Raw genomic sequence first — 20,329 nt, 5'->3', positions numbered from 1 at the left:
ATCCGCTACCGGATCAGGAAGCCGGCTCGCGGCGCTCCTTGATCTTCGCGGCCTTGCCGCGCAGCTCACGGAGGTAGTACAGCTTGGCCCGGCGGACGTCGCCGCGCTTGTGCACCTCGATCTGCGCGATGTTCGGGCTGTGCACCGGGAAGGTGCGCTCCACGCCGACGCCGAACGACACCTTGCGGACGGTGAACGTCTCGCGGATGCCGCCGTTCTGACGGCGGATGACCACGCCCTGGAAGACCTGAAGGCGCTCGCGGTTGCCCTCGATCACTCGGACGTGCACCTTCAGCGTGTCGCCCGGGCGGAAGTCCGGGATGTCGGAACGCAGCGACTGCGCGTCCAGGGCGTCCAGGGTGTTCATCGGTGGTCCGTCCTCGTCTGTGATGTAACGTCTTCGTCTTGCCATACGTCCGGGCGCACGCCGGTCACAGCGGCCGGCCCAGGGGGTTGGCAGGCGCGCGAACCCGTGGGGGTTCCTCTCGCGCCAACCGGTCAAGTATTGCAGACCCGCCGGGCGGCGGATCACTCGCCCCGTGCCGACTCCTCGGCGAGCCGCGCGAGCAGGGCCCGGTCGTGCTTGTCGAGACTGCCGTCGGGCAACGCGGAGATCAACTCCGGACGGCGCTCGACGGTCCGTTCGAGCGCCCGGTCGCGCCGCCAGCGGTCGATCAGCGCGTGGTTGCCCGAGCGCAGCACCTCCGGCACGGCCAGCTCGCGCCAGACCTCCGGCCGGGTGTAGCTGGGCCCTTCGAGCAGGCCGTCGGAGAACGAGTCCTCCTCGGCCGAGCGCGCGTTGCCCAGCACCCCTGGCAGGAGCCGGACCACCGCCTCGACCATAACCAGCACCGCGGCCTCGCCACCGACCAGCACGTAGTCGCCGATGGACACCTCGTCCACCGGCATGCGGCGCGCCGCGTCGGTGATCACGCGCTGGTCGATGCCCTCGTAGCGGCCGCAGGCGAAGACCAGGTGCTTCTCCGCGGCGTATTCGTGGGCTAGTTGCTGGGTGAACGGGCGACCGGCGGGCGTCGGCACCACCAGCCGGGTGTGCTCCCCGCAGACCTGGTCGAGCGCGTCGCCCCAGATCTGCGGCTTCATCACCATGCCGGGACCGCCGCCGTACGGCGCGTCGTCGACCGCCCGGTGCACGTCGTGGGTCCAGTCGCGCAGGTCGTGCACGCCGATCTCGATCAGCCCGCGATCGATCGCGCGCCCGAGCAGCGCGGCCCGCAGCGGGTCGAGGTACTCGGGGAAGATGGTGACCACGTCGAGGCGCATCACTCGAGGTCCAGCAGGCCTTCCGGCGGGTCGAGCACGACCCGGCCGCCTGCCACGTCCACCACCGGCACGATGGCCCGCACGAACGGCACCAGCACGGTTTTCCCGTCGCGGTCGAGCGAAAGCAGCTCGCCGCCCAGGGAATGCACCACCTCGATCACGGTGCCGACCGCGGTGCCGTCGGTCAGCTCGGCCCGCAGGCCCTCGAGCTGGTGGTCGTAGAACTCGTCGGGATCCGCGGTGGGCGGCAGATCCGCGGTGTCCCCGAGCAGCAACGCGCCCCGGAGTTCCTCGGCCGCGGTGCGGTCGGGGACCTGCTCGAAACGCACCAGCAGCCGCCCGCTGTGCGAGCGGGCGGCTGCCACGGTGAGTTCGCGGGGGTCACCGCCGCGCGGGCGGGCGAGCACCACGGCGCCGACGGCGAACCGCTGCTCCGGGGAGTCGGTCCGCACGTCGACGGCGAGTTCGCCGGTAATGCCGTGTGCCTTGGCCACCCGGCCGACGACAACCTCCATCAGCGCGGGATCAGTGGTCGGTGTCGACCACGTCGACCCGCACACCTCGGCCGCCGATTCCGCCCATGACGGTGCGGAGGGCGGTGGCGGTCCGCCCGCCCCGGCCGATCACCTTGCCCAGATCGTCGGGGTGGACGTGCACCTCGAGGGTGCGGCCGCGACGCGTGGTGATCAGTTCGACCCGGACCTCGTCCGGGTTGTCGACGATCCCGCGCACGAGGTGCTCAAGGGAGTCCGCGAGAAAGCTCACGCCTCGGTCTTCTCCTCGGCCTTGGCTTCGGCCTTGTCGGCGTCGGCCTTTTTGCCGCCCTTCTTCTTGGGCGTGGTGGCCTCGGCCGAGGGCTCCTCGCCCGCGGCCGCGAGGGCGGCGTTGAACAGGTCCTGCTTGGACGGCTTCGGCTCGGCCACCCTCAGGGTGCCCTCGGCGCCCGGCAGGCCCTTGAACTTCTGCCAGTCACCGGTGATCTCGAGCAGGCGCTGGACCGGCTCGGTCGGCTGCGCGCCGACGGCGAGCCAGTGCTGGGCGCGGTCGGAGTTCACCTCGATGAAGCTGGGCTCTTCCTTCGGGTGGTACTTGCCGATCGTCTCGATGGCCTTGCCATCCCGGCGGGTGCGCGCGTCGGCGACGATGATGCGGTAGTACGGCGCACGGATCTTGCCGAGGCGCTGAAGCTTGATCTTGACGGCCACGGGTGTGGGTACTCCTCAGTTTCTCTCTGGTGCAAGGTCGGCCGCGCGATCCGAGTGGGGACGAATGCGACGCCCGGAGGTCAGGTGTGTTCGGCCCCGGCGCGGTGAGAGGGTCCGGCCGGGGCAAGCAATCGAACATTCTGCCAGACGCCCCACGCGGGCCCGTCTACAGGGTGGCGATGCCGAGTGTGGTGAGCAGGATGGCGACCGCGGGCAGGAAGTTGTTCATCTGGTGTGCCACGATGCTGCCGAGGAGCCTGCCGGTGAACAGCCGCGCCAGCCCGATCGGGATCGAGATGAGCAGCAGCAGCGTGGTCCGCAGCGGTTCCAGGTGGCTGACCGCGAACACCGCGGTGGACAGCAGGAAGGCGGCCACCCTGCCCCACTTCTCGTTGCCCCAGTTCAGCCGCTCCACCGCGCCCCAGAGCAGGCCGCGGTAGATGATCTCCTCGCAGATCGGCCCGAGCAGCCACAGGTAGAGGAACATGATCACCGCCGCGGTCACCGACATCGGCTGGTCCTCGACCAGCGCGCTGATCGCCGAGGAGGCGTTCTGCTCGCCGACGATCTGCGTCCAGACGAAGGCGCCGACCGTGGTGAAGACCAGCCCGACCACGCCGAGGCGCAGGCCGATCTTGACGTCGGCCCAGTTCCAGGAGAGCCGCAGGTCGGCCAGCGGGCCGTTGCCGCGCAGCCGGGTGATCAGCACCGCGGCGGAGGCGGCGACCACGGTGGGGGTGATGGTGCCGACCAGCACGTGCCCGACCGGCAGCGGCTGCCCGGCGGGTACCGGGCCGAGCGCGGCGAGCACCAGCGCGGCCGAGATGAGCAAGATCGCCTCGACCAGCAGGAAGGCACCGAGGCCCCAGCGGTGGTCCGGCAGCCCGGCCACCGCCGGCACCGGCTCGGGGCCCTGGATGGATTCCCCCTCCATCGCGCTCAAGCCGTCCTCCGGGGTTCTTCGCATTTCGGGCAGGTACCGAGAATATCGGGCGGAGCTCCGTTGAGGGTGGTGGTGGGCGACGGGAGGGAATATCGGGCGGAGCTCCGTCGAGGGTGGCGGTGGGCGACAGGAGGGATTACGGGGCCGCACGGGGGTTACGGCGCGCCGAGCAGGAGCAAGGCGGGTGGCAGGTTGTTCGCGGCGTGTGCCACCACGCTCGATCCGGTCCGCCCGCTGAGCAGGCGGGCCGCGCCGATCGCGAGGCCCTGTACGAACAACGCCAGTGTGCGGCTCGGTTCTCCGTGCAACTGGGCGAATATCGCCGCGGTGAGCGCGAGTACCGCCCACTGCGGGACGCGGTGGGCGGTCAGTCCGGCCCACAGCGCGCCCCGGATGAGCACCTCTTCGGTCAGCGGTGCGACGAGGACCACGATCAGCGCGGCGAGCGCGAGCCACACCGGGTGGTCGCCGACGCCCTGCGCGAGCCCCGCCAGCGGGTTGCCGGACTCGAGGTCGGTGCCGAAGACCGGGAGCAGCACCAGGTTCGTCAGATATCCGGCGAGCAGCGCGAAACCACCGCAGGCCAGGCCGATCTTGATGTCGCGCAGGTTCGGCAGCACGCCCAGTTCGCGGAAGGAGCCCCAGCGCCGGGCGGCCAGCACCGGCGCCAGGCCGAGCATCAGGTTCGGCACGAACGCGAGCAGCAGGAGCGGGCCGAGGTCGGGCATCTCCTCGGCGTCGTCGAACCCGGTGAACCGGCCGGAGAGCACGGCGGTGAGCACCAGGTTCATCAGGTGGTAGGCGCCGAATCCGGCGATGAACGCGAGCAGGCCCCAGTGGGCGCCACGCACCAGGCCGTCACCGACGGCCGGAGGGTTTTCGTCCGCCTGAGCCACCGCACCTCCGCCGCCGGAATGACCTTCGCGCGCTCACGCTAAGGGGCCGGTGGCTACCGGCTGAACCCGGCCCGTCTCAGGAAGTGACCGTACCGCGCAGGATGATGTGCGACGGGTGGCGAAGTGCGTCCAGGTCCTCGCGCGGGTCCGCGGTCAGCACCAGCAGATCGGCCGGGGCGCCGTCGGCGATGGACTGGTGGCCGAGCCAGTCGCGGGCGGCCCAGGCACCGGCCCCGAGCGCCTCGGTGCGCGACATGCCCGCCCGGTGGAGCAGTTCGATCTCGTCGACGATCCGGCCGTGGTCGATCATGCCGCCCGCGTCGCTGCCCGCGTAGACGGCCACCCCGGCGTCCAGCGCGGCCTGTACGAGCCCGTCGACGCGCTGGTGGAGGTCCCGCATGTGCGCGGCGTAGACCGGGTACCTGGCGGCGGCGTCGGCGATGCCGGGGAAGTTCTCGTTGATGTTCACCAGGGTCGGCACGAGCGCGATGCCGCGCCGGGCCATGTCCGCGAGTTGCTCCCCGGACAGTTCGGTGCCGTGTTCGAGGCAGTCCACACCCGCGGCCAGCAGGCCGGGCAGGGCGGCGGCGCCGAAGACGTGCGCGGTGACCTTGGCGCCCGCGTCGTGCGCGACCTTGACCGCCTCGGCGAGCACGTCGTCGGGCCACAGCGGCGCGAGATCGCCGACGGACCGGTCGATCCAGTCGCCGACGAGCTTGACCCAGCCGTCACCGGCCGCCGCCTGCTCGGCCACCGCGCCGGGCAACTGGTCGGGACCGTCCAGGTCGATGCCGAGCCCCGGCACGTACCGCTTGGGCAGCGAGAGGTGCCTGCCGCAGCGGATGATCCGCGGCAGGTCCTCGCGCTGCTGCAACGACGAGATGTCGAACGGCACGCCGCAGTCGCGGATGAGCAGCGTTCCGGCCCTGCGGTCGGTCAGCGCCTGCGCGGCCGCCTCTTCGAGGTTCTCCGCGCCGATACCCGGGTGGCAGTGCGCGTCGACCAGCCCCGGCACCAGGAACACGTCCTCGGCCAGCGTCTCGGCACCGTCGACCGGGTCGAAGCTGATCCGGTCGCCGTCGATCCACAGGTCGCGGTGCTCGCCGGAAGGCAGCACCACGCCGCTGAGGCGGTACGCCATCTACTTGCCCTTGGGCAGCTTGAACTTCGAGGGGTCGAATCCGGGCGGCAGGTCGTTCAGGCTGCCGCCGAGCTGGGAGAGGTCGGGCATGCCACCGGCGGGACCGGCACCCGGGAAACCGCCGGGGGGCAGCGCGGGCAGGCCGCCGGGGAAGCCGCCCTTGATCTTGGGCTGCGTGGGGCCGCGCCCCTTGCCCTTCTTCCCCTTCTTGCCCTTGCGGTTGTTCTTCCGGTTGTTGCCGGCACCGCCGAAGCCGAACCGGCCCGCCATCTGCTGCATCATCTTCTTGGCGTCGTAGAACCGGTTGACCAGGTCGTTGACCTCGCGCACGGCCACGCCGGAGCCCTTGGCGATGCGCTGGCGGCGGGAGGCGTTGATGATCTTCGGGTCGGCCCGCTCGGCCGGGGTCATGCCGCGGATGATCGCCTGCAGCCGGTCCAGCGACTTGTCGTCGACCTGCGCGAGCTGGTCCTTCATCTGCCCGGCGCCGGGCAGCATGCCCAGCAGGTTGCCGATCGGGCCCATCTTGCGCACCGCGAGCATCTGCTCGAGGAAGTCCTCCAGGGTCAGCTCGCCGCTGCCCAGCTTCTGCGCGGCCTGCTCCGCCTTTTCCTGGTCGAAGGCCTGCTCGGCCTGCTCGATCAGGGTGAGCATGTCACCCATGCCGAGGATCCGGCCGGCCATCCGGTCCGGGTGGAACAGGTCGAAGTCCTCGAGCTTCTCACCGTTCGACGCGAACAGGATCGGCTGGCCGGTGACCTCGCGAACGCTCAGCGCGGCACCACCGCGCGCGTCACCGTCGAGCTTGGTGAGCACCACGCCGGTGAAGCCGACGCCGTCGCGGAAGGCCTCGGCGGTGGTCACCGCGTCCTGGCCGATCATCGCGTCGACCACGAAGAGGGTCTCGTCCGGCTGGACCGCGTCGCGGATGTCCGCGGCCTGGCGCATCAGTTCCTCGTCGACACCGAGGCGGCCCGCGGTGTCGACGATGACGATGTCGTGCTGGGAGTGCCTGGCCTCGTCGATCCCGCGGCGGGCCACGTCGACCGGGTCGCCGACGCCGTTGCCCGGCTCCGGCGCGAAGGTCGTCACCCCGGCGCGCTCACCGACCACCTGCAGCTGGTTGACCGCGTTCGGGCGCTGGAGGTCGCAGGCCACCAGCAGCGGCGCGTGGCCCTGCTTCTTCAGCCACAGCGCCAGCTTGCCGGCGAGCGTGGTCTTACCGGCACCCTGCAGACCGGCGAGCATCAGCACGGTCGGCGGGTTCTTCGCCAGGTTCAGCCGCCGGGTCTCGCCGCCGAGGATGGCGACCAGTTCCTCGTTGACGATCTTGATGACCTGCTGGGCGGGGTTCAGCGCCTCGGAGACTTCGGCGCCCTTGGCGCGCTCCTTGACCTTGGCGATGAACGCGCGCACCACCGTCAGCGCGACGTCGGCCTCCAGCAGCGCGATGCGGATCTCGCGCGCGGTGGCGTCGATGTCGGCGTCGGAGAGCTTCCCCTTGCCACGCAGGTTCTGCAGGACCGAAGTGAGGCGATCGGAGAGGGTGTCGAACACGGGTGTGCGCTCCAGCAGTCGTCGTCAGGGTGCAGGCCTGCGGGCGGAACACCGCACCTGCATCCTCTGCAGGGTAGTCGACGATGGAGCCCGGCCGGTCCGCTCCTCCTCCGGGCCGGCCGGGCTTCGCGTCGCGCGGACGGTCCGGGCCTTCGTCCGACCCCCAGTACCGGGCGAATCCCCGTCCGTCGCGCTGACTGGAAGCTTGCCGGTCCGGCGCAGGTCACGGCAGGGGGAAGACCCCCATTCGAAGCAGGTAGATCTACTCAAAGGCCGGATCGGTCACTCGGTGACGGGCTCGGTCTTCCGCCCAGCGGCTCGTTTGGCGGCTTGGGCGGCCTCGGCGGCCTTTTCCGCCGCGTTCCGGGCCCGTTCGATCGGACTGCCGCCCTCGTGCACCTCGGCGCCGGACTGCAACGCGGCCAGCAGGGCGGTGACCCCGGCGTTCTGCACGGCCGCGGCCGGTCGCGCGACCTCGCCGCCGTCGGCCTTCGCGGTGATCAGGTCGTTCAGCGCGGACTGGTAGTGGTCGACGTAGTTCTCCGGCTCGAAGTCACCGGCCAGCCGGTCGATCAGCCGGGCCGCCAGCCGGACCTCGGACACGTGCACGTCGATGTCCTCGTGCTGGAACGGGAAGTCCGGCTCGCGCACCTCGTCCGGCCAGAGCATCGTCTCCAGCAGCAGGAGCTGGTCGCGTACGCGGATCACGGCCAGCGTCTCGCGCTGGCGCAGGGCGACCTTGACCACCATCACCCGGCCCGCCTGCTGCATGGCCTCGCTGAGCAGCACGTAGGCCTTGGTACCGGCGACCTCCGGCTCGAGGTAGTAGGTCCTGGCGAAGTAGACCGGGTCGACCTGCTCCATCGGCACGAACGAGAGCACGTCGATCGAATGCGCGGTGGCCAGCGGCAGCGAGGCCAGGTCCTCCTCGGAGAGCACCACCACGTCCCCGCCCACCAGCGGGAAACCCTTGCCGACCTCGCCGGGCGGCACCTCGGCGCCGTCGGCCTCGCAGAAGCGCCGGTGCTGGATGCGGCCGCCGTCGGTCAGGTGCACCTGGGTCAGGCCGGAGGCGCGGTCGGAGGTGGCGCTGTACGCCTTCACCGGGATGGCGTACGCGCCGAATCCGATCGTGCCTTTCCACACCGCGCGCATGTGTTCGAGCGTAATCCGGCGAAAGCGGCCCTCACCAGCTACAAACGGGTGTCCTCGTCGGCTGTTTGCAGCAGTGCGCCGAGCACCGGCTCACTCTCCGCGATCGCGTCGGCGGAGTACCCGGCCGCGCTGGCGGCGGCTTCCAGCACCTCGGTCAGCGCGCCGTCGACCTGGCTGCCGCGCACCACACCGGCCAGCCGCGTCAGTGCGAGCGAGAGCTGGCGCTGCCCGGCGGCGAGGTGTTCGAGCACATCGGCGAGTTCACCGGCGGTGCCGACCTCGGCGGTGCCCGCCAGTTCGGCGGCGCAGGCCTCCAGGTGCGCGGCCACGATCGAGCCGGGGATCACCGGTCCGCTCATCCTGTCACCCATGTCACCGCCCACTCGCCACGATCCGCCAGGCCACACCGACGGCGACATACTGCCACCGTCACCCGCCGCGATTCGCGCGACACCCCGAACAGGCAGGTCAGCTCGCTGCCGCGAGCACCGCCTGCTCGATCAGGTCCCGCCATTCGCGGTCGAGCCTGCCGTGGCGCGGCGCGATGGCGAACGAGTCGACCACGGCCGCGCCGAGCGTGGCGACCTTGGCCCAGCGCACCTCCGCCTCGCACCGCCGCAGCGCGCCCGCCACGTGGTAGAGCAGCCCGATCCGGTCGGTGGCCCGCAGTTCGAGCACCACCGTGGTGGAACCGCTGGTCTCGTCGTCGAACCAGAGCACTTTCGGCCCGCTGGTCTCGACCGCGGCACTGGCGTAGTCGCGCTCCTTCGCGGCGAGTTTCTGCGTCAACGGCAGCGCTCCGCCCAGCGCACGGGCGAACTGCTCCCGCAGCAGCGTCACATCGGGCAGCGAGCCGAACTTCGGCGACGCGGTGAACACGCCGACCCGGCCGCCGTTGTGCCCGTGCAGCATCGCCGTGTGCACTTCCAGCGAGTGCAAGGCGAGCACGCCCGCCGCCGGTGCGAGCAGCTCCGACTGGGTGGGCGCGGCGAGCACGACGGTGGCGACGTTGCCTTCGGACGAGATGTCCACCTGCGGCTGACCGGAGACCGTGGCCCGCTCGACCAGTTCGCGTTGCGCGCTGTCCAGCGGCTGCGGTGAACCGAGCACCTTGCCCTGCAGTGCTTCCCGGCAGCGTCCGGCGAGTTCGGCGATCAGGCCGGACTTCCACTCGGTCCACACGCCGGGGCCGGTGGCCAGTGAATCGGCCTTGGCCAGCGCCTGCAGCAGGTCCACCAGCAGCGGGTCGTGGTCCAGCGTCTTCACCACGCGCTGCACGGTGGCCGGTTCGCTGATGTCGCGGCGGGTGGCGGTGTCCGGCAGCAGCAGGTGGTGGCGCACCATGGCGCCCACCACCGCGGTGTCCACTTCGGACAGTCCGATCCTGGTGGCCACCTGTGCGGCGATCTTGGCACCCAGTTCGGAGTGGTCGGCCGTGCGACCCTTGCCGATGTCGTGGAGCAACGCGCCCAGCAGCAGCAGGTCGGGCCGGGACACCGTGGTGGTCAGCTTGGCCGCTTCGACACACGCCTGCACCAGGTGCCGGTCGACCGTCCAGGAGTGCACGGGTTCGCGTGGCGGGAGGTCCCGCACGGCACCCCACTCCGGGAACAACCGCGCCCACAACCCGGTCCGGTCCAGCGCCTCGACGGCGTCCAGCAGACCTTCGCCCGCACCCAGCAGTTCGGTCAGCGCGTCCCTGGCACCAGCCGGCCACGGGGCGCGCAGTTCCGGAGCGGAGTCGGCGAGGGTGCGCAGGGTGCCCTGGGCGATCGGCCGCCCGGTGCGCGCGGAAGCCGCCGCCACCCGCAGCAGCAAGGCCGGATCGCGGGCCGGAACAGCGTCCCTGGCCAGCGAGACCTCGTTGCCGTGCAACACCACGCCGTCGTCCAGCGGCGTGCGAGCCGGGCGCCTGCCGAACCGCGTCCTCGGCGCGACCTCGACCGAGCGCAACACGGTGTCGACCGCGTAGCTGACCGCGCGGCCCGCACCGGAAAGCTTGCGCGCCAACGTGAACCGATCACCGAAGCCGAGTTCCGCGGCGACGGTCTCCGCGTCGGGCGGGCTCAGCACGTCCCGGTCCCGGCGGAGTTCACGCCGCAACTCCGTGCGGACGTCGAGCAGGAGTTCCTTGGCCGCCAGCAGTTCTTCGCCCGGCCGATCGGCGAGCTGGGCCGCGGCGAAGGCGTCGAGCAGGCCCAGATCACGCAGCCCGCCGCGCCCGTGCTTGAGATCGGGAGCCGCCGACTGCGCGATCTCCCCGCTGCGCTTCCAGCGCTGGCGCGCCGAAACGGCCAACTCCTCCAGGCGTTTGCGGGCGGTCCGCCGCCAGGCCTCGCGCGCGGCGGAAGCCAGCCGGTCGGCCAGTTCGCGGTCGCCGGCCAGGTACCGGGCGTCCAGGAGGCCGACCGCGGTGCGGAGGTCCTCCGCCGCCACCTTCAACGCCTCCCCCGGCGTGCGCACGGAATGGTCGAGACCAATCCGCGCGTCCCACAGCGGGTACCAGATCGCGTCGGCGATGTCTCCGACACCGGTGTTCCCGTTGTGCACCAGCACCAGGTCCAGATCCGAGAACGGCACCAGCTCCCGGCGGCCGAGCCCGCCGACGGCGACCAGCGCGACACCCGGTTCCGCGGTGTCCACGCCGGCCGCCGTGGCGGCACGGCTCAGCCAGAACTCGTAGAGATCCACCAAAGCCGCTCGGAGGGCCGCCGCGCCCAACCGCCCGTGGCGGCCCTCCAGCAGCTTCTTCGCTGCTTCAACCAGCTCCCCGGCGTCCACGGTTTCTACAGCGCGTCCGTCCCGCGCTCGCCGGTCCGTACCCGGACCACCGTCTCGACCGAGGTCACCCAGACCTTGCCGTCACCGATCTTGCCGGTGTGCGCGGCGTCGACGATCGCTTCGATCACCTTCTCCACGTTGGCGTCGTCGGTGACCACCTCGACCCGGATCTTGGCGACGAAGTCGACCGCGTACTCGGCCCCGCGGTAGACCTCGGTGTGGCCCTTCTGCCTGCCGTACCCCTGGACCTCGCTCACCGTCATGCCGAGGACACCGAGCTGTTCCAGCGCCGAGCGGATGTCGTCGAGCGTGAAGGGCTTGACGATCGCGGTGATGAGCTTCATGCCTTGCTCCCCTCGAGCTTCTTGGCCGTCCCGGACACCCCGGAACCCGTGGTCGCGGCGCGCCCGCCCCGGCCGCCGCCGAACTCGTAGGCCGTCTCGGCGTGCTCCGCCTCGTCGATGCCGACGACCTCTTCGTCCTTCGGGAGCCGGAAGCCGAGGGTGAACTTGAGCAGCAGGCCGATGATCGCGGTGACCACGAACGAGTAACCGAGCACCGAGAACGCGCCGATCGCCTGCGTGCCGAGCAGTTCGAGACCGCCGCCGTAGAACAGGCCGTCCTTGCTGCCCTCGTTCACGCCGACCGTGCCGAAGAAGCCGATCAGCAGGGTGCCGACCAGGCCGCCGACCAGGTGCACGCCGACCACGTCGAGCGAGTCGTCGAAGCCGAAGCGGTACTTGAGGCTGACCGCCAGCGCGCAGAGGATGCCGGCGATGGCGCCGATGGACAACGCGCCCCAGGTGTCGACGAAGGCACACGCCGGGGTGATCGCGACCAGCCCGGCCACCACGCCGGACGCGGCGCCGAGGCTGGTGGCGTGCCCGTCGCGGATGCGCTCGATGAGCAGCCAGCCGAGCAGCGCGGCCGAGGTCGCGGTGAGGGTGTTGATGAACGCGACACCGGCGATGTTGTTCGCCGCCAGCGCCGAACCGGCGTTGAAGCCGAACCAGCCGAACCACAGCAGGCCCGCGCCGAGCATGACGAACGGCAGGTTGTGCGGCTTCATCGGCTCCTTGGGCCAGCCAACCCGCTTGCCGATCACCAGCACCAGCGCCAGCGCCGCGGCACCGGCGTTGATGTGCACCGCGGTACCACCGGCGAAGTCCAGCGCGCCGAGGTCGTTGGCGATCCAGCCACCGGACTTGGTGGTCTCGCCGGTCACGTCGTCGGTGGCGTCGAAGGCGAAGACCCAGTGCGCCACCGGGAAGTAGACGATGGTCGCCCACAGACCGGCGAACAGCAGCCAGGTGCCGAAGCGCACCCGGTCGGCCACCGCGCCGGAGATCAGCGCCACGGTGAGGATGGCGAACATCGCCTGGAAGGCGGCGAATCCCGTGCTGGACAGGGTTTCCGCGCCCATCAGGCCGCTGAGGCCGAGCGCCTCGAACGGGTCACCGAGCAGACCGGCGCCGATGTCGTCCCCGAAGGTGGCCGAATAACCGAAGACCACCCACAGCACACCCACCACGCCCAGTGAGCCGAAGCTCATCATGAGCATGTTCAGCACGCTCTTGGATCGGACCATCCCCCCGTAGAAGAACGCCAGCCCTGGGACCATGAGCAGCACCAGGGCGGCGCTGGTGAGCAACCAGGCCGTATTCCCTTCCACGCTTCCTCCTCGAGAAGATCGCCGATTCGCAATTGCGGCAAATCATGGGAAAGTCGTGTTGCACGGGATGACCAGGGACGTTTCGGCTCTGTGAACCCGGGTGCGCCCTTTGTTACGGGTACGTTTCCCACTACTCGGCCGTTGGTGTCCGTTCCCGAAACGGAACCGTTATGGTCGGCGCCCGGCGCAGGTCAGGCCGGGTGGCGGCGTACTGAGCCGAACGACGTAACGGCGTTCAGCCACCGGCCACGGCGCGCGGTGGGGGACTCGTGATCGAATGGGCGCATGCACTTGCCCGAGCCGGTCGTCCGCGCGTTGCGGTGTTCGGTGTGCGGCGAACCCCTCGTCGAACAGGGGCGCGCGTTGCGGTGCGAGCGCGGGCATTCCTTCGATCTGGCGAAGCAGGGTTACGTGAACCTGTTGCACGCCAAGATCCCCGCCGGGACAGCGGACACCGCCGAGATGGTCGCGGCACGGGTCGGGTTCCTGGCTGCCGGGCACTACCGGCCGCTCGCGGAGGCGGTCGCCGTTCAGGTCGCGCGCCTTTGTCGAGAACCCGGTTTGGTCGTCGACGCGGGGGCGGGCACCGGGTACTACCTCGCGCAGGCGTTGCCCGAGGACTCGTACGGACTCGCGCTGGACGTCTCCGCGATCGCCCTGCGGCGGGCCGCCAAGGCGCATCCGGCGATCGGGGCCGCGGTGTGGAACCTGTGGGAGCCGTGGCCGGTCGCCGACGGTGCCGCGTCGGTGGTGCTCAATGTTTTCGCGCCGCGCAACGCTTCGGAGTTCCGCCGGGTGCTGCGGCCGGATGGCGCGCTGGTCGTGGTCTCCCCCAATCCCGGGCACCTCGCGGAGCTGGGCTCGGCGGTGCTGGGCATCGGGGAGGACAAGGAGCAGCGCTTGGACAGCTCGCTCGCCGCGCACTTCGCCCTCGACCACCGCGAGGAGATCAGCTACCGGCTACAGCTCGAACCGGCGGCGGTGCGGCAGGTCGTCGGCATGGGACCGGCGGCGCACCACCTGCACCGGGACGGCCGGGCGGAACGGCTGGCCGAGATCACCGAGCCGGTGGACGTCACCGGCTCCTTCACCTTGTCGGTGTTTCGATGAAAGCGACCGTGCTCGCCGACCCTGCCTGGCTGCGCGAGGACCTGAAGACCGCCGAGCGGATGTACGGCCGGTCGGCCGGGCCGCGGGTGCTGGGCACGGTCCGCTGGTACTCGGCGTCCTCGGTGCTCGTGGCGCCCTCGACCGAATCGCTGTTCACCGGCAAGATCGCCGACCCGTCACTCGACGCGCTGACGCTCACCATGCAGCCCGACGGCCGCTACATCGAAGCGCGCTCGGACCGCGTGCTCGACGGCGGCGTGCTCGAACTGGGCCGGGCGATGCACGCCATGCTCTCGGCCGTCATCCCGCCGATGAGCGAGGTGTGCGGCGCCACCGAGAACGCGCTGTGGGCCATCGCCACCGACTCGATCGCGAACCGGCTGCTCTGGTCCGGCGACGCGGCCAGGGCCGTCGACCTGGCCGGGCAGCTCGCCGAAGCCATCGGGCCGAACCTGCCGCGACCGCGGTTCACCCAGGTCGGCCGGACCACCATCGTGAAAAGGGCCTCCTGCTGCCTGATCTACGAGATCCCGCGCGCGGAGAAGTGCGCGAGCTGCCCGCGCCAAACCCCGGAGGAACGCGCGGAACGCCTCCGGGGTTTCGGCTGAGATTTTGGCCACGCCTCCGGCGTGGCGGCGAGGTCACGGGAGACAGCGGCGCTTAGGAACCGAGCGCGGAAAGCGCCTCGAACTCGGCGTCGGTCAGTTCGATCTGGGCGGCGGCGACGTTCTCCTCCAGGTGCGCCACCGAGCGGGTGCCCGGGATCGGCAGCACCACCGGCGACCGCCGCAGCAGCCAGGCCAGCGCCAGCTGGGCCGGGGTCGAGCCGTGGTCCTTCGCGGCCTGCTCCAGCACGCTGCCCGGCTTGGCCAGTTCCCCGGTGGCGATCGGGAACCACGGGATGAAGCCGATGCCGTGCTCGGTGGCGTAGTCGAGGACGTCCTCGTAGCCCCGGTCGGTCAGGTTGTAGAGGTTCTGCACGGTGGCGATCTCGGCGGTCTGCGAGGCCTCGACCAGCTGGGCGACGCCGACCTGGGACAGCCCGATGTGCCGGACCTTGCCCTCCTGCTGGAGCAGCTTCAGCTCACCGACCTGGTCGGCCAGCGGCACCTCGGGGTCGATCCGGTGCAGCTGGAACAGGTCGATGCGGTCCACGCCCAGCTTGCGCAGGCTCAGTTCGAGCTGCTGGCGCAGGTAGGCGGGCCTGCCGACGGGGATCCACTGACCCGGCCCGGTACGGGTCAGCCCGGCCTTGGTCGCGATGACCAGGTCTTCGGGGTAGGGGTGCAGCGCCTCGCGGATCAGCTCTTCGCTGACGTCGGGGCCGTAGGAGTCGGCGGTGTCGATGAAGTTGACGCCGAGGTCGACCGTGCGCCGGAGCACGGCCAGCGCGCCGTCGCGGTCGGCGGGCTCGCCCCAGACGCCGTCACCGGTGATCTGCATCGCCCCGTAGCCCAGCCGGTGCACGGGCAGGTCGCCGCCGATCCGGAAGACCCCACCCGGTGTCGCACTGTTCGTCACGTGTATCGCTCCCTGCTTCGACATGTGGAACACGATGGCCAACCACTGGCTACCCGGTGATGTTCCCGAGTACCGTCGCGGTCGATGAACGAGCGCTCCTGGGGCTTTCGCACCCGCGCCCTGCACGCCGGCGGCACGCCCGACCGCACCACCGGCGCCCGCGCGGTGCCGATCTACCAGACCACCAGCTTCGTCTTCGAAGACACCGCCGACGCCGCTTCGCTGTTCGCGCTGCAGAAGTACGGCAACATCTACAGCCGGATCGGCAACCCCACGGTGGCCGCCTTCGAGGAACGGCTCGCCAGCCTGGAGGGCGCGATCGGCGGCGTGGCCACCAGCAGCGGGCAGGCCGCCGAGTTCCTCACCTTCGCCGCGCTGGCCGAATCGGGCGACCACATCGTCGCGGCGAGCGATCTCTACGGCGGCACGATCACCCAGCTCGACGGGACGCTGCGGCGGTTCGGGGTGGACACCACCTTCGTCAGCGGCACCGCGCTGGACGGCTACGCGGCGGCGATCACCGACCGGACCCGCCTGCTCTACGCCGAGGTCATCGGCAATCCCAGTGGCGCGATCGCGGACCTCGGCGGGCTCGCCGACCTGGCGCACGCGCACGACCTCCCGCTGGTCGTGGACGCCACGCTGGCCACGCCCTTCCTCTGCCGCCCGATCGAGCACGGCGCGGACATCGTGCTGCACTCGGCGACGAAGTTCCTCGGCGGCCACGGCACCACGCTCGGCGGCATCGTGGTCGAGTCGGGGAAGTTCGACTGGGGCAACGGGAAGTTCCCGCGGATGACCGAGGCGGTGGACAGCTACGGCGGCCTGAAGTACTGGGAGAACTTCGGGGAGTACGCCTTCTGCACCCGGCTGCGCGTCGAACAACTGCGGGACATCGGCGCGGTGCTCTCCCCGCATTCGGCTTTCCTGCTGCTGCAAGGCGTCGAAACGCTCGCGCAGCGGATGACCGAGCACGTGGCGAACGCGCGCAAGGTCGCCGAGTACCTGGAAGCCGACGATCGGGTCGCCTGGGTGAGCTACGCGGGCCTGCCGTCGCACCCGCACCACGAACGCGCGCGGAAGTACCTGCCCGACGGCCCCGGCGCGGTGTTCTCGTTCGGGGTGCGCGGTGGCCGGGCCGCTGGGGAGAAGTTCGTCGAATCGGTGGAACTGCTGTCGCACCTGGCGAACGTCGGGGACGCGCGCACGCTGGTGATCCACCCGGCGTCGACCACGCACCAGCAGCTCTCGGACGAGCAGTTGCGCGCGGGCGGTGTGGGGCCGGACCTGGTCCGCCTGTCGGTCGGCCTGGAGGACACCGACGACATCCTGTGGGACCTCGATCAGGCCCTGGACCAGGCGGTGCGCGGATGAGCTGGACCGAGCCGACCGCACGCGAGCGCCGCGGCCTGCTGACGCGCACCGAGTCCGTGACGATCGTCGGCGCCTCGGCGAACCCGGCGCGGCCGAGCTTCTTCGTGGCTTCGTACCTGCTCTCGTCGAGCCGGTACCGCGTGCACTTCGTGAACCCGCGGCTCGACGAGTTGCTCGGGCAGCCGGTCTACCCGTCGCTGGCCGAGGTGCCCGACGTCGACCTGGTGAGCGTGTTCCGGAAGCACGATGACCTCCCCGGCGTGGCCGAGGAGGTCATCGAGGCCGGCGCCCGGACGCTGTGGCTGCAACTCGGGCTGCGGCACGAACCGGTCGCGGACCGGGCGGCCGGCACGGGCCTGGACGTGGTGATGAACCGGTGCGTGAAGATCGAGCACGCCCGCTTCGCCGGCGGCCTGCACCTGGCGGGCTTCGACACCGGCGTCATCAGCTCCAAACGCGCCGACTTCACCTAGCTCCCGCCCCCGGGCAAACGCTATGAGTGGGGCATTACTTGCATTCATTGCAAGTAATGCCCCACTCATAGCATTCGGCGGGTGGCTGGGGGCCGGGTTTGGTTTAGGTTTGGTAGCGCTGTTCCAGTGTGGCGCGGCCCCGGTCGGTCAGACCGCCGAGCAGGCGCAGGCGTGCCATGCCGCCGTCCGGGTAGACGTCCAGGCGTACGTACGAGGTGGCCTGGGCGTCCGGCAGCGGGAACCGGTGTCGCGTGTCCGGCTGCAACCGGGTCTTCGGCAGCACCTCGAACCATTCGTGGCCGTCGACCGATCCGCTCAGCGAGGCCCAGCCGGGCGCGTTGCCCTTGAAGTGGGTGGTGTCCAGCTCCGCCAGCCGCGGCACGCCTTCACCGGCCAGTTCGACCGACACCCAGTCGTTGCCGTCGTCGCGGCGGCGGGCGGTTTCCCAGCCCTCCCCCATCACCGCGGCGAAGCCGGGCGCGATCAGGTTGCTCGGCGACGAGTAGAACATGTTGCTGCAGCCGACCACCCTGGCGCCGTTCTCCAGCGCGGCCAGGTCCAGTGCACCCGGGTTCAGCAGCGACGGATCGGCCACCGGCCTGCCGTGCACCCGGAACCGCGCCACCCCGCCGTCGGGGTAGATGGTCAGCCGCGCGTGGGTGTACCGCTTGGTGAACACCGTCTCGAAGAAGTTCTCCGAGTCACCCCGCAGCGGCGACCGCGGCACGACGGTGTCCCACTCCAGGTCCGCCAGCTCGGCCGGGCTCGGATACCCGTCGGCGGCGACCGCCTCCACCGAGGCGTAGGGCGGGTAGTTGCCGGTGAAGAACGCCGTGTCGACCACCACGCCGGTGATCCTGCCCGGCAGGCCCAGGCGCACCACGGCCTGGTCGGCCCCGTCCTCCCGGCGCCGCCGGGTCTCCCAGCCGTCGTAGACCTGCCCCTTGTGCCCGAAGCTCCACGGCTGGAACTCCGCGCGCCCCGGCTTGATCAGGTTCTCCCGTTCGGCGAACAGCTCGTCGTTCGCCCACACCACGCCACCGCCGTTGCGGCGCGAGGCCAGATCCGGCTCGGATGTCCATTCAGGACGGTCAGTCACCAGCACTCCTCTCGGTCACGATCGGGTCAGGAGCTCGCCGAACGGCTGCTCCCCGGTGATCTCCCGGCCCCGCAGCCAGGTGCCGCGCACCACGCCGGCCAGCGGCCGCCCGTGGTACGCGCTCACCGGGTTGCGGTGCCGGAGCTTCGCCACGTCGACCACGAAAGCCTCGTCGGGGGCGAACACGCAGAAGTCGGCGTCCGCGCCCACCTCGATCCGGCCCTTGTGCCGCAGTCCCGTCAGCTCGGCGGGCCGCAGCGCCATCCAGCGCACGACGTCGGCCAGCGAATGGCCGCGTGCGCGGGCCTGCGTCCACACCGCGGGCAGGCCGACCTGCAGGCTCGAAATCCCGCCCCAGGCTTCACCGAAGTCGCCGCTGTCGAACCGCTTCAGCTCGGGGGTGCACGGCGAGTGGTCGCTGACCACGCAGTCGATCACACCGTCGGCGAGCCCCTGCCAGAGCAGTTCGCGGTTCGCCGCCTCGCGGATCGGCGGGCAGCACTTGAACTGCGTCGCACCGTCGACGATCTCCTCGGCGATGAAGCTCAGGTAGTGCGGGCAGGTCTCCACGGTAACCCGGACGCCGTCGCGGCGGGCCTCGGCGAGCATCGGCAGGGCGTCCGAGGAGGACAGGTGCAGGATGTGCACCCGCGCTCCGGTCCGCCGGGCTTCGTCGAGCACGTGCGCGATCGCCAGGTTCTCCGCGCCACGCGGCCGGGACCGCAGGAAGTCGGCGTAGTGCCCGCCGGTCACCTCGGGGGCGCGCTCGATCTCGTCGGAGTCCTCGGCGTGCACGATCATCATCGCGTCGATCTCGCGGACCGTGCGCAGGCCATCCGCGAGTCCGGCGGCGTCCAGCGGCGGGAACTCGTCCACGCCGGAGTGCAGCAGGAAGCACTTGAAGCCGAACACACCGGCTTCGTGCAACGCGGGCAACTGGTCCAGCTTGCCGGGGATCGCGCCACCCCAGAACCCGACGTCGACGTGCACGCGGCCCTCGGCCGACTTCCGCTTGACCTCCAGCGCGGCCACGTCGACCGTGGGCGGCAGGCTGTTCAGCGGCATGTCCACGATCGTGGTGACCCCGCCGGCCGCGGCCGCGGCGGTGGCCGTCCCGAAGCCCTCCCACTCGCTGCGCCCGGGGTCGTTGACGTGCACGTGGCTGTCCACCAGCCCGGGCAGCAGCACCACGTCCCCGTCCAGCTCGACCACCCGATCGGCGGAAAGCCCGGCGTCCAGCGGTTCGATCGCGGTGATCCGGCCGCCGGTCACCCCGACCGCCCGCGCGACCTCCCCGTCGGGGGTGATCACCCTCGGCGCTCGCAAGACCAGGTCCACTCTCGGCTCCCTTCCGGTGATCACTTTCCGCACGAAGCGCGTGACGGGTCAATGGAGGAACCTACAAAATCCGCGTCGCGCGGGTTACCGTCGCGGCGTGGAACTGGAAGCGGAGTTCACCACGGAGCCCTTCCTCGGCGAGGGCCCGCCCCCGGAACACGCCGAGCTGGCCCGGCAGGCCGCGCTGGCCGCGGGCCTGGAAACGGACTTCGGCCCGCTCGGCACCTCGGTCCGCGGTGAGGCCGAGGCCGTGCTGGCCGCCCTGCCCAAGATCGCCCGTGCCGCGCTGACCGGTGGCGCCACCCGGCTGACCCTCCAACTGCGCGACACCAGGGACGGCTGAATGCCCGAGCACCCGCTGGTGACCGCGATCGCGCCCCTGCTGGACCGCATCGACGCCACCCTGGTCGCCCCGGCCGACCGGCGCCCCGAGGACGTGCCGCTGCGCTGGGAGGGTGAACTCGTCGGCGCGGTCCGGCTGCCCGGCGCCGAGCTGACGGGTGCGCTGGGGCGACTGGTGCACGAGGTGGAAGCCGAACTCGGGGGCGAACTGCACCTGCTGGACCGGGCCGGGAAGCAACGGGCCGTGCGGCTGCTGGAAGAACGCGGTGCTTTCACCATGCGGAAAGGCGTGGCCACCATCGCCGAATCGCTCGGGGTCACCCGGTTCACCGTTTACAACTACCTGAACCGAGATCAGCCAGAAGACCGGAATTCAACAAGTTGTTGACGCCCGCCTGAAGCTCGACGTACCGTCTCCCAACCACCACGCCCCGACCC

23 protein-coding genes are annotated in these 20,329 nt (G+C 70.9%); 6 read left to right on the top strand and 17 right to left on the bottom strand.

The window, feature by feature from the left end; genetic code table 11:
• Positions 1–13 precede the first annotated feature (13 nt).
• The 14 genes from rplS to L3Q67_RS20630 form a co-directional block, all read right to left on the bottom strand.
• Positions 14–367: a 50S ribosomal protein L19 gene (rplS, locus tag L3Q67_RS20695; RefSeq protein ID WP_209669498.1), complete on the bottom strand. Its 354-nt coding sequence runs from the start codon at positions 365–367 to the stop codon at positions 14–16.
• Between the two features lie 161 nt (positions 368–528).
• Complete coding sequence (gene trmD / locus L3Q67_RS20690; protein WP_499191033.1) at positions 529–1,284, bottom strand: tRNA (guanine(37)-N(1))-methyltransferase; 756 nt, start codon at positions 1,282–1,284, stop codon at positions 529–531.
• On the bottom strand, positions 1,284–1,799 hold the full coding sequence (gene rimM, locus L3Q67_RS20685) for a ribosome maturation factor RimM (protein WP_499191032.1): 516 nt from the start codon (positions 1,797–1,799) through the stop codon (positions 1,284–1,286). The genes trmD and rimM overlap by 1 nt, the downstream gene beginning before the upstream one ends.
• A 10-nt stretch (positions 1,800–1,809) precedes the next feature.
• A complete protein-coding gene (locus L3Q67_RS20680) occupies positions 1,810–2,049 on the bottom strand; it encodes an RNA-binding protein (RefSeq protein WP_113693495.1) in 240 nt (79 codons plus the stop codon).
• On the bottom strand, positions 2,046–2,489 hold the full coding sequence (gene rpsP / locus L3Q67_RS20675) for a 30S ribosomal protein S16 (protein ID WP_499191031.1): 444 nt from the start codon (positions 2,487–2,489) through the stop codon (positions 2,046–2,048). Before rpsP ends, L3Q67_RS20680 begins: the two co-directional genes overlap by 4 nt.
• Positions 2,490–2,655: 166 nt before the next feature.
• Positions 2,656–3,456, bottom strand: coding sequence for a CPBP family intramembrane glutamic endopeptidase (locus L3Q67_RS20670; protein WP_499191030.1), 801 nt, complete (start codon positions 3,454–3,456; stop codon positions 2,656–2,658).
• A gap of 131 nt (positions 3,457–3,587) precedes the next feature.
• Positions 3,588–4,328: a CPBP family intramembrane glutamic endopeptidase gene (locus L3Q67_RS20665; RefSeq protein WP_499191029.1), complete on the bottom strand. Its 741-nt coding sequence runs from the start codon at positions 4,326–4,328 to the stop codon at positions 3,588–3,590.
• A gap of 76 nt (positions 4,329–4,404) precedes the next feature.
• Positions 4,405–5,469, bottom strand: coding sequence for an amidohydrolase family protein (locus tag L3Q67_RS20660; RefSeq protein ID WP_499191028.1), 1,065 nt, complete (start codon positions 5,467–5,469; stop codon positions 4,405–4,407).
• On the bottom strand, positions 5,470–7,026 hold the full coding sequence (ffh, locus tag L3Q67_RS20655) for a signal recognition particle protein (protein ID WP_499191027.1): 1,557 nt from the start codon (positions 7,024–7,026) through the stop codon (positions 5,470–5,472). It abuts the gene before it with no gap.
• 282 nt (positions 7,027–7,308) lie between these two features.
• Positions 7,309–8,181 carry a Ku protein gene (gene ku / locus L3Q67_RS20650; RefSeq protein ID WP_499191026.1) on the bottom strand — a complete coding sequence of 291 codons (873 nt, stop codon included), beginning with the start codon at positions 8,179–8,181 and terminating at the stop codon, positions 7,309–7,311.
• A gap of 38 nt (positions 8,182–8,219) precedes the next feature.
• Complete coding sequence (locus tag L3Q67_RS20645; RefSeq protein WP_499191025.1) at positions 8,220–8,540, bottom strand: hypothetical protein; 321 nt, start codon at positions 8,538–8,540, stop codon at positions 8,220–8,222.
• A 109-nt stretch (positions 8,541–8,649) separates the two neighbouring features.
• The gene (locus tag L3Q67_RS20640) at positions 8,650–10,962 is read right to left on the bottom strand and encodes a bifunctional uridylyltransferase/uridylyl-removing enzyme (RefSeq protein WP_499191024.1); all 2,313 of its coding nucleotides are present in this window, start codon (positions 10,960–10,962) and stop codon (positions 8,650–8,652) included.
• 5 nt (positions 10,963–10,967) lie between these two features.
• Positions 10,968–11,306: a P-II family nitrogen regulator gene (locus L3Q67_RS20635; RefSeq protein WP_423584435.1), complete on the bottom strand. Its 339-nt coding sequence runs from the start codon at positions 11,304–11,306 to the stop codon at positions 10,968–10,970.
• Positions 11,303–12,634: an ammonium transporter gene (locus L3Q67_RS20630; protein WP_499191023.1), complete on the bottom strand. Its 1,332-nt coding sequence runs from the start codon at positions 12,632–12,634 to the stop codon at positions 11,303–11,305. Before L3Q67_RS20630 ends, L3Q67_RS20635 begins: the two co-directional genes overlap by 4 nt.
• 285 nt (positions 12,635–12,919) lie before the next feature.
• Between L3Q67_RS20630 and L3Q67_RS20625 the strand changes: the two genes are divergently transcribed.
• The gene (locus L3Q67_RS20625; RefSeq protein WP_499191022.1) at positions 12,920–13,744 is read left to right on the top strand and encodes a class I SAM-dependent methyltransferase; all 825 of its coding nucleotides are present in this window, start codon (positions 12,920–12,922) and stop codon (positions 13,742–13,744) included.
• The gene (locus tag L3Q67_RS20620; protein ID WP_499191021.1) at positions 13,741–14,352 is read left to right on the top strand and encodes a (2Fe-2S)-binding protein; all 612 of its coding nucleotides are present in this window, start codon (positions 13,741–13,743) and stop codon (positions 14,350–14,352) included. Before L3Q67_RS20625 ends, L3Q67_RS20620 begins: the two co-directional genes overlap by 4 nt.
• A gap of 52 nt (positions 14,353–14,404) precedes the next feature.
• On the opposite strand, the gene L3Q67_RS20615 is transcribed toward L3Q67_RS20620, so the two are convergent.
• Positions 14,405–15,289 carry an aldo/keto reductase gene (locus L3Q67_RS20615; RefSeq protein ID WP_499191020.1) on the bottom strand — a complete coding sequence of 295 codons (885 nt, stop codon included), beginning with the start codon at positions 15,287–15,289 and terminating at the stop codon, positions 14,405–14,407.
• 60 nt (positions 15,290–15,349) lie between these two features.
• Here L3Q67_RS20615 and L3Q67_RS20610 point away from each other — a divergent pair, with 60 nt between their 5' ends.
• Positions 15,350–16,639, top strand: coding sequence for an O-acetylhomoserine aminocarboxypropyltransferase/cysteine synthase family protein (locus tag L3Q67_RS20610; RefSeq protein WP_499191019.1), 1,290 nt, complete (start codon positions 15,350–15,352; stop codon positions 16,637–16,639).
• Positions 16,636–17,112 (top strand): CoA-binding protein, encoded by a 477-nt coding sequence (locus tag L3Q67_RS20605; protein ID WP_499191018.1) that lies wholly within the window; start codon positions 16,636–16,638, stop codon positions 17,110–17,112. The genes L3Q67_RS20610 and L3Q67_RS20605 overlap by 4 nt, the downstream gene beginning before the upstream one ends.
• A gap of 103 nt (positions 17,113–17,215) precedes the next feature.
• On the opposite strand, the gene alc is transcribed toward L3Q67_RS20605, so the two are convergent.
• Positions 17,216–18,214, bottom strand: coding sequence for an allantoicase (gene alc / locus L3Q67_RS20600; RefSeq protein ID WP_499191598.1), 999 nt, complete (start codon positions 18,212–18,214; stop codon positions 17,216–17,218).
• Between the two features lie 12 nt (positions 18,215–18,226).
• Complete coding sequence (allB, locus tag L3Q67_RS20595) at positions 18,227–19,549, bottom strand: amidohydrolase family protein (RefSeq protein ID WP_499191017.1); 1,323 nt, start codon at positions 19,547–19,549, stop codon at positions 18,227–18,229.
• Positions 19,550–19,646: 97 nt separating this feature from the next.
• Here allB and L3Q67_RS20590 point away from each other — a divergent pair, with 97 nt between their 5' ends.
• The gene (locus L3Q67_RS20590) at positions 19,647–19,892 is read left to right on the top strand and encodes a YkoF family thiamine-binding protein (protein WP_499191016.1); all 246 of its coding nucleotides are present in this window, start codon (positions 19,647–19,649) and stop codon (positions 19,890–19,892) included.
• Positions 19,893–20,279 carry a helix-turn-helix domain-containing protein gene (locus tag L3Q67_RS20585; protein WP_499191015.1) on the top strand — a complete coding sequence of 129 codons (387 nt, stop codon included), beginning with the start codon at positions 19,893–19,895 and terminating at the stop codon, positions 20,277–20,279. It abuts the gene before it with no gap.
• Positions 20,280–20,329 lie beyond the last annotated feature (50 nt).

The sequence above is a fragment of the Saccharothrix sp. AJ9571 genome, from assembly GCF_021725495.1.
GTDB classification, from domain to species: Bacteria; Actinomycetota; Actinomycetes; order Mycobacteriales; family Pseudonocardiaceae; genus Amycolatopsis; species Amycolatopsis magusensis.
The sequence above is the reverse complement of the archived record's forward strand: the minus strand, read 5'-3'. Positions and strand labels throughout refer to the sequence as shown.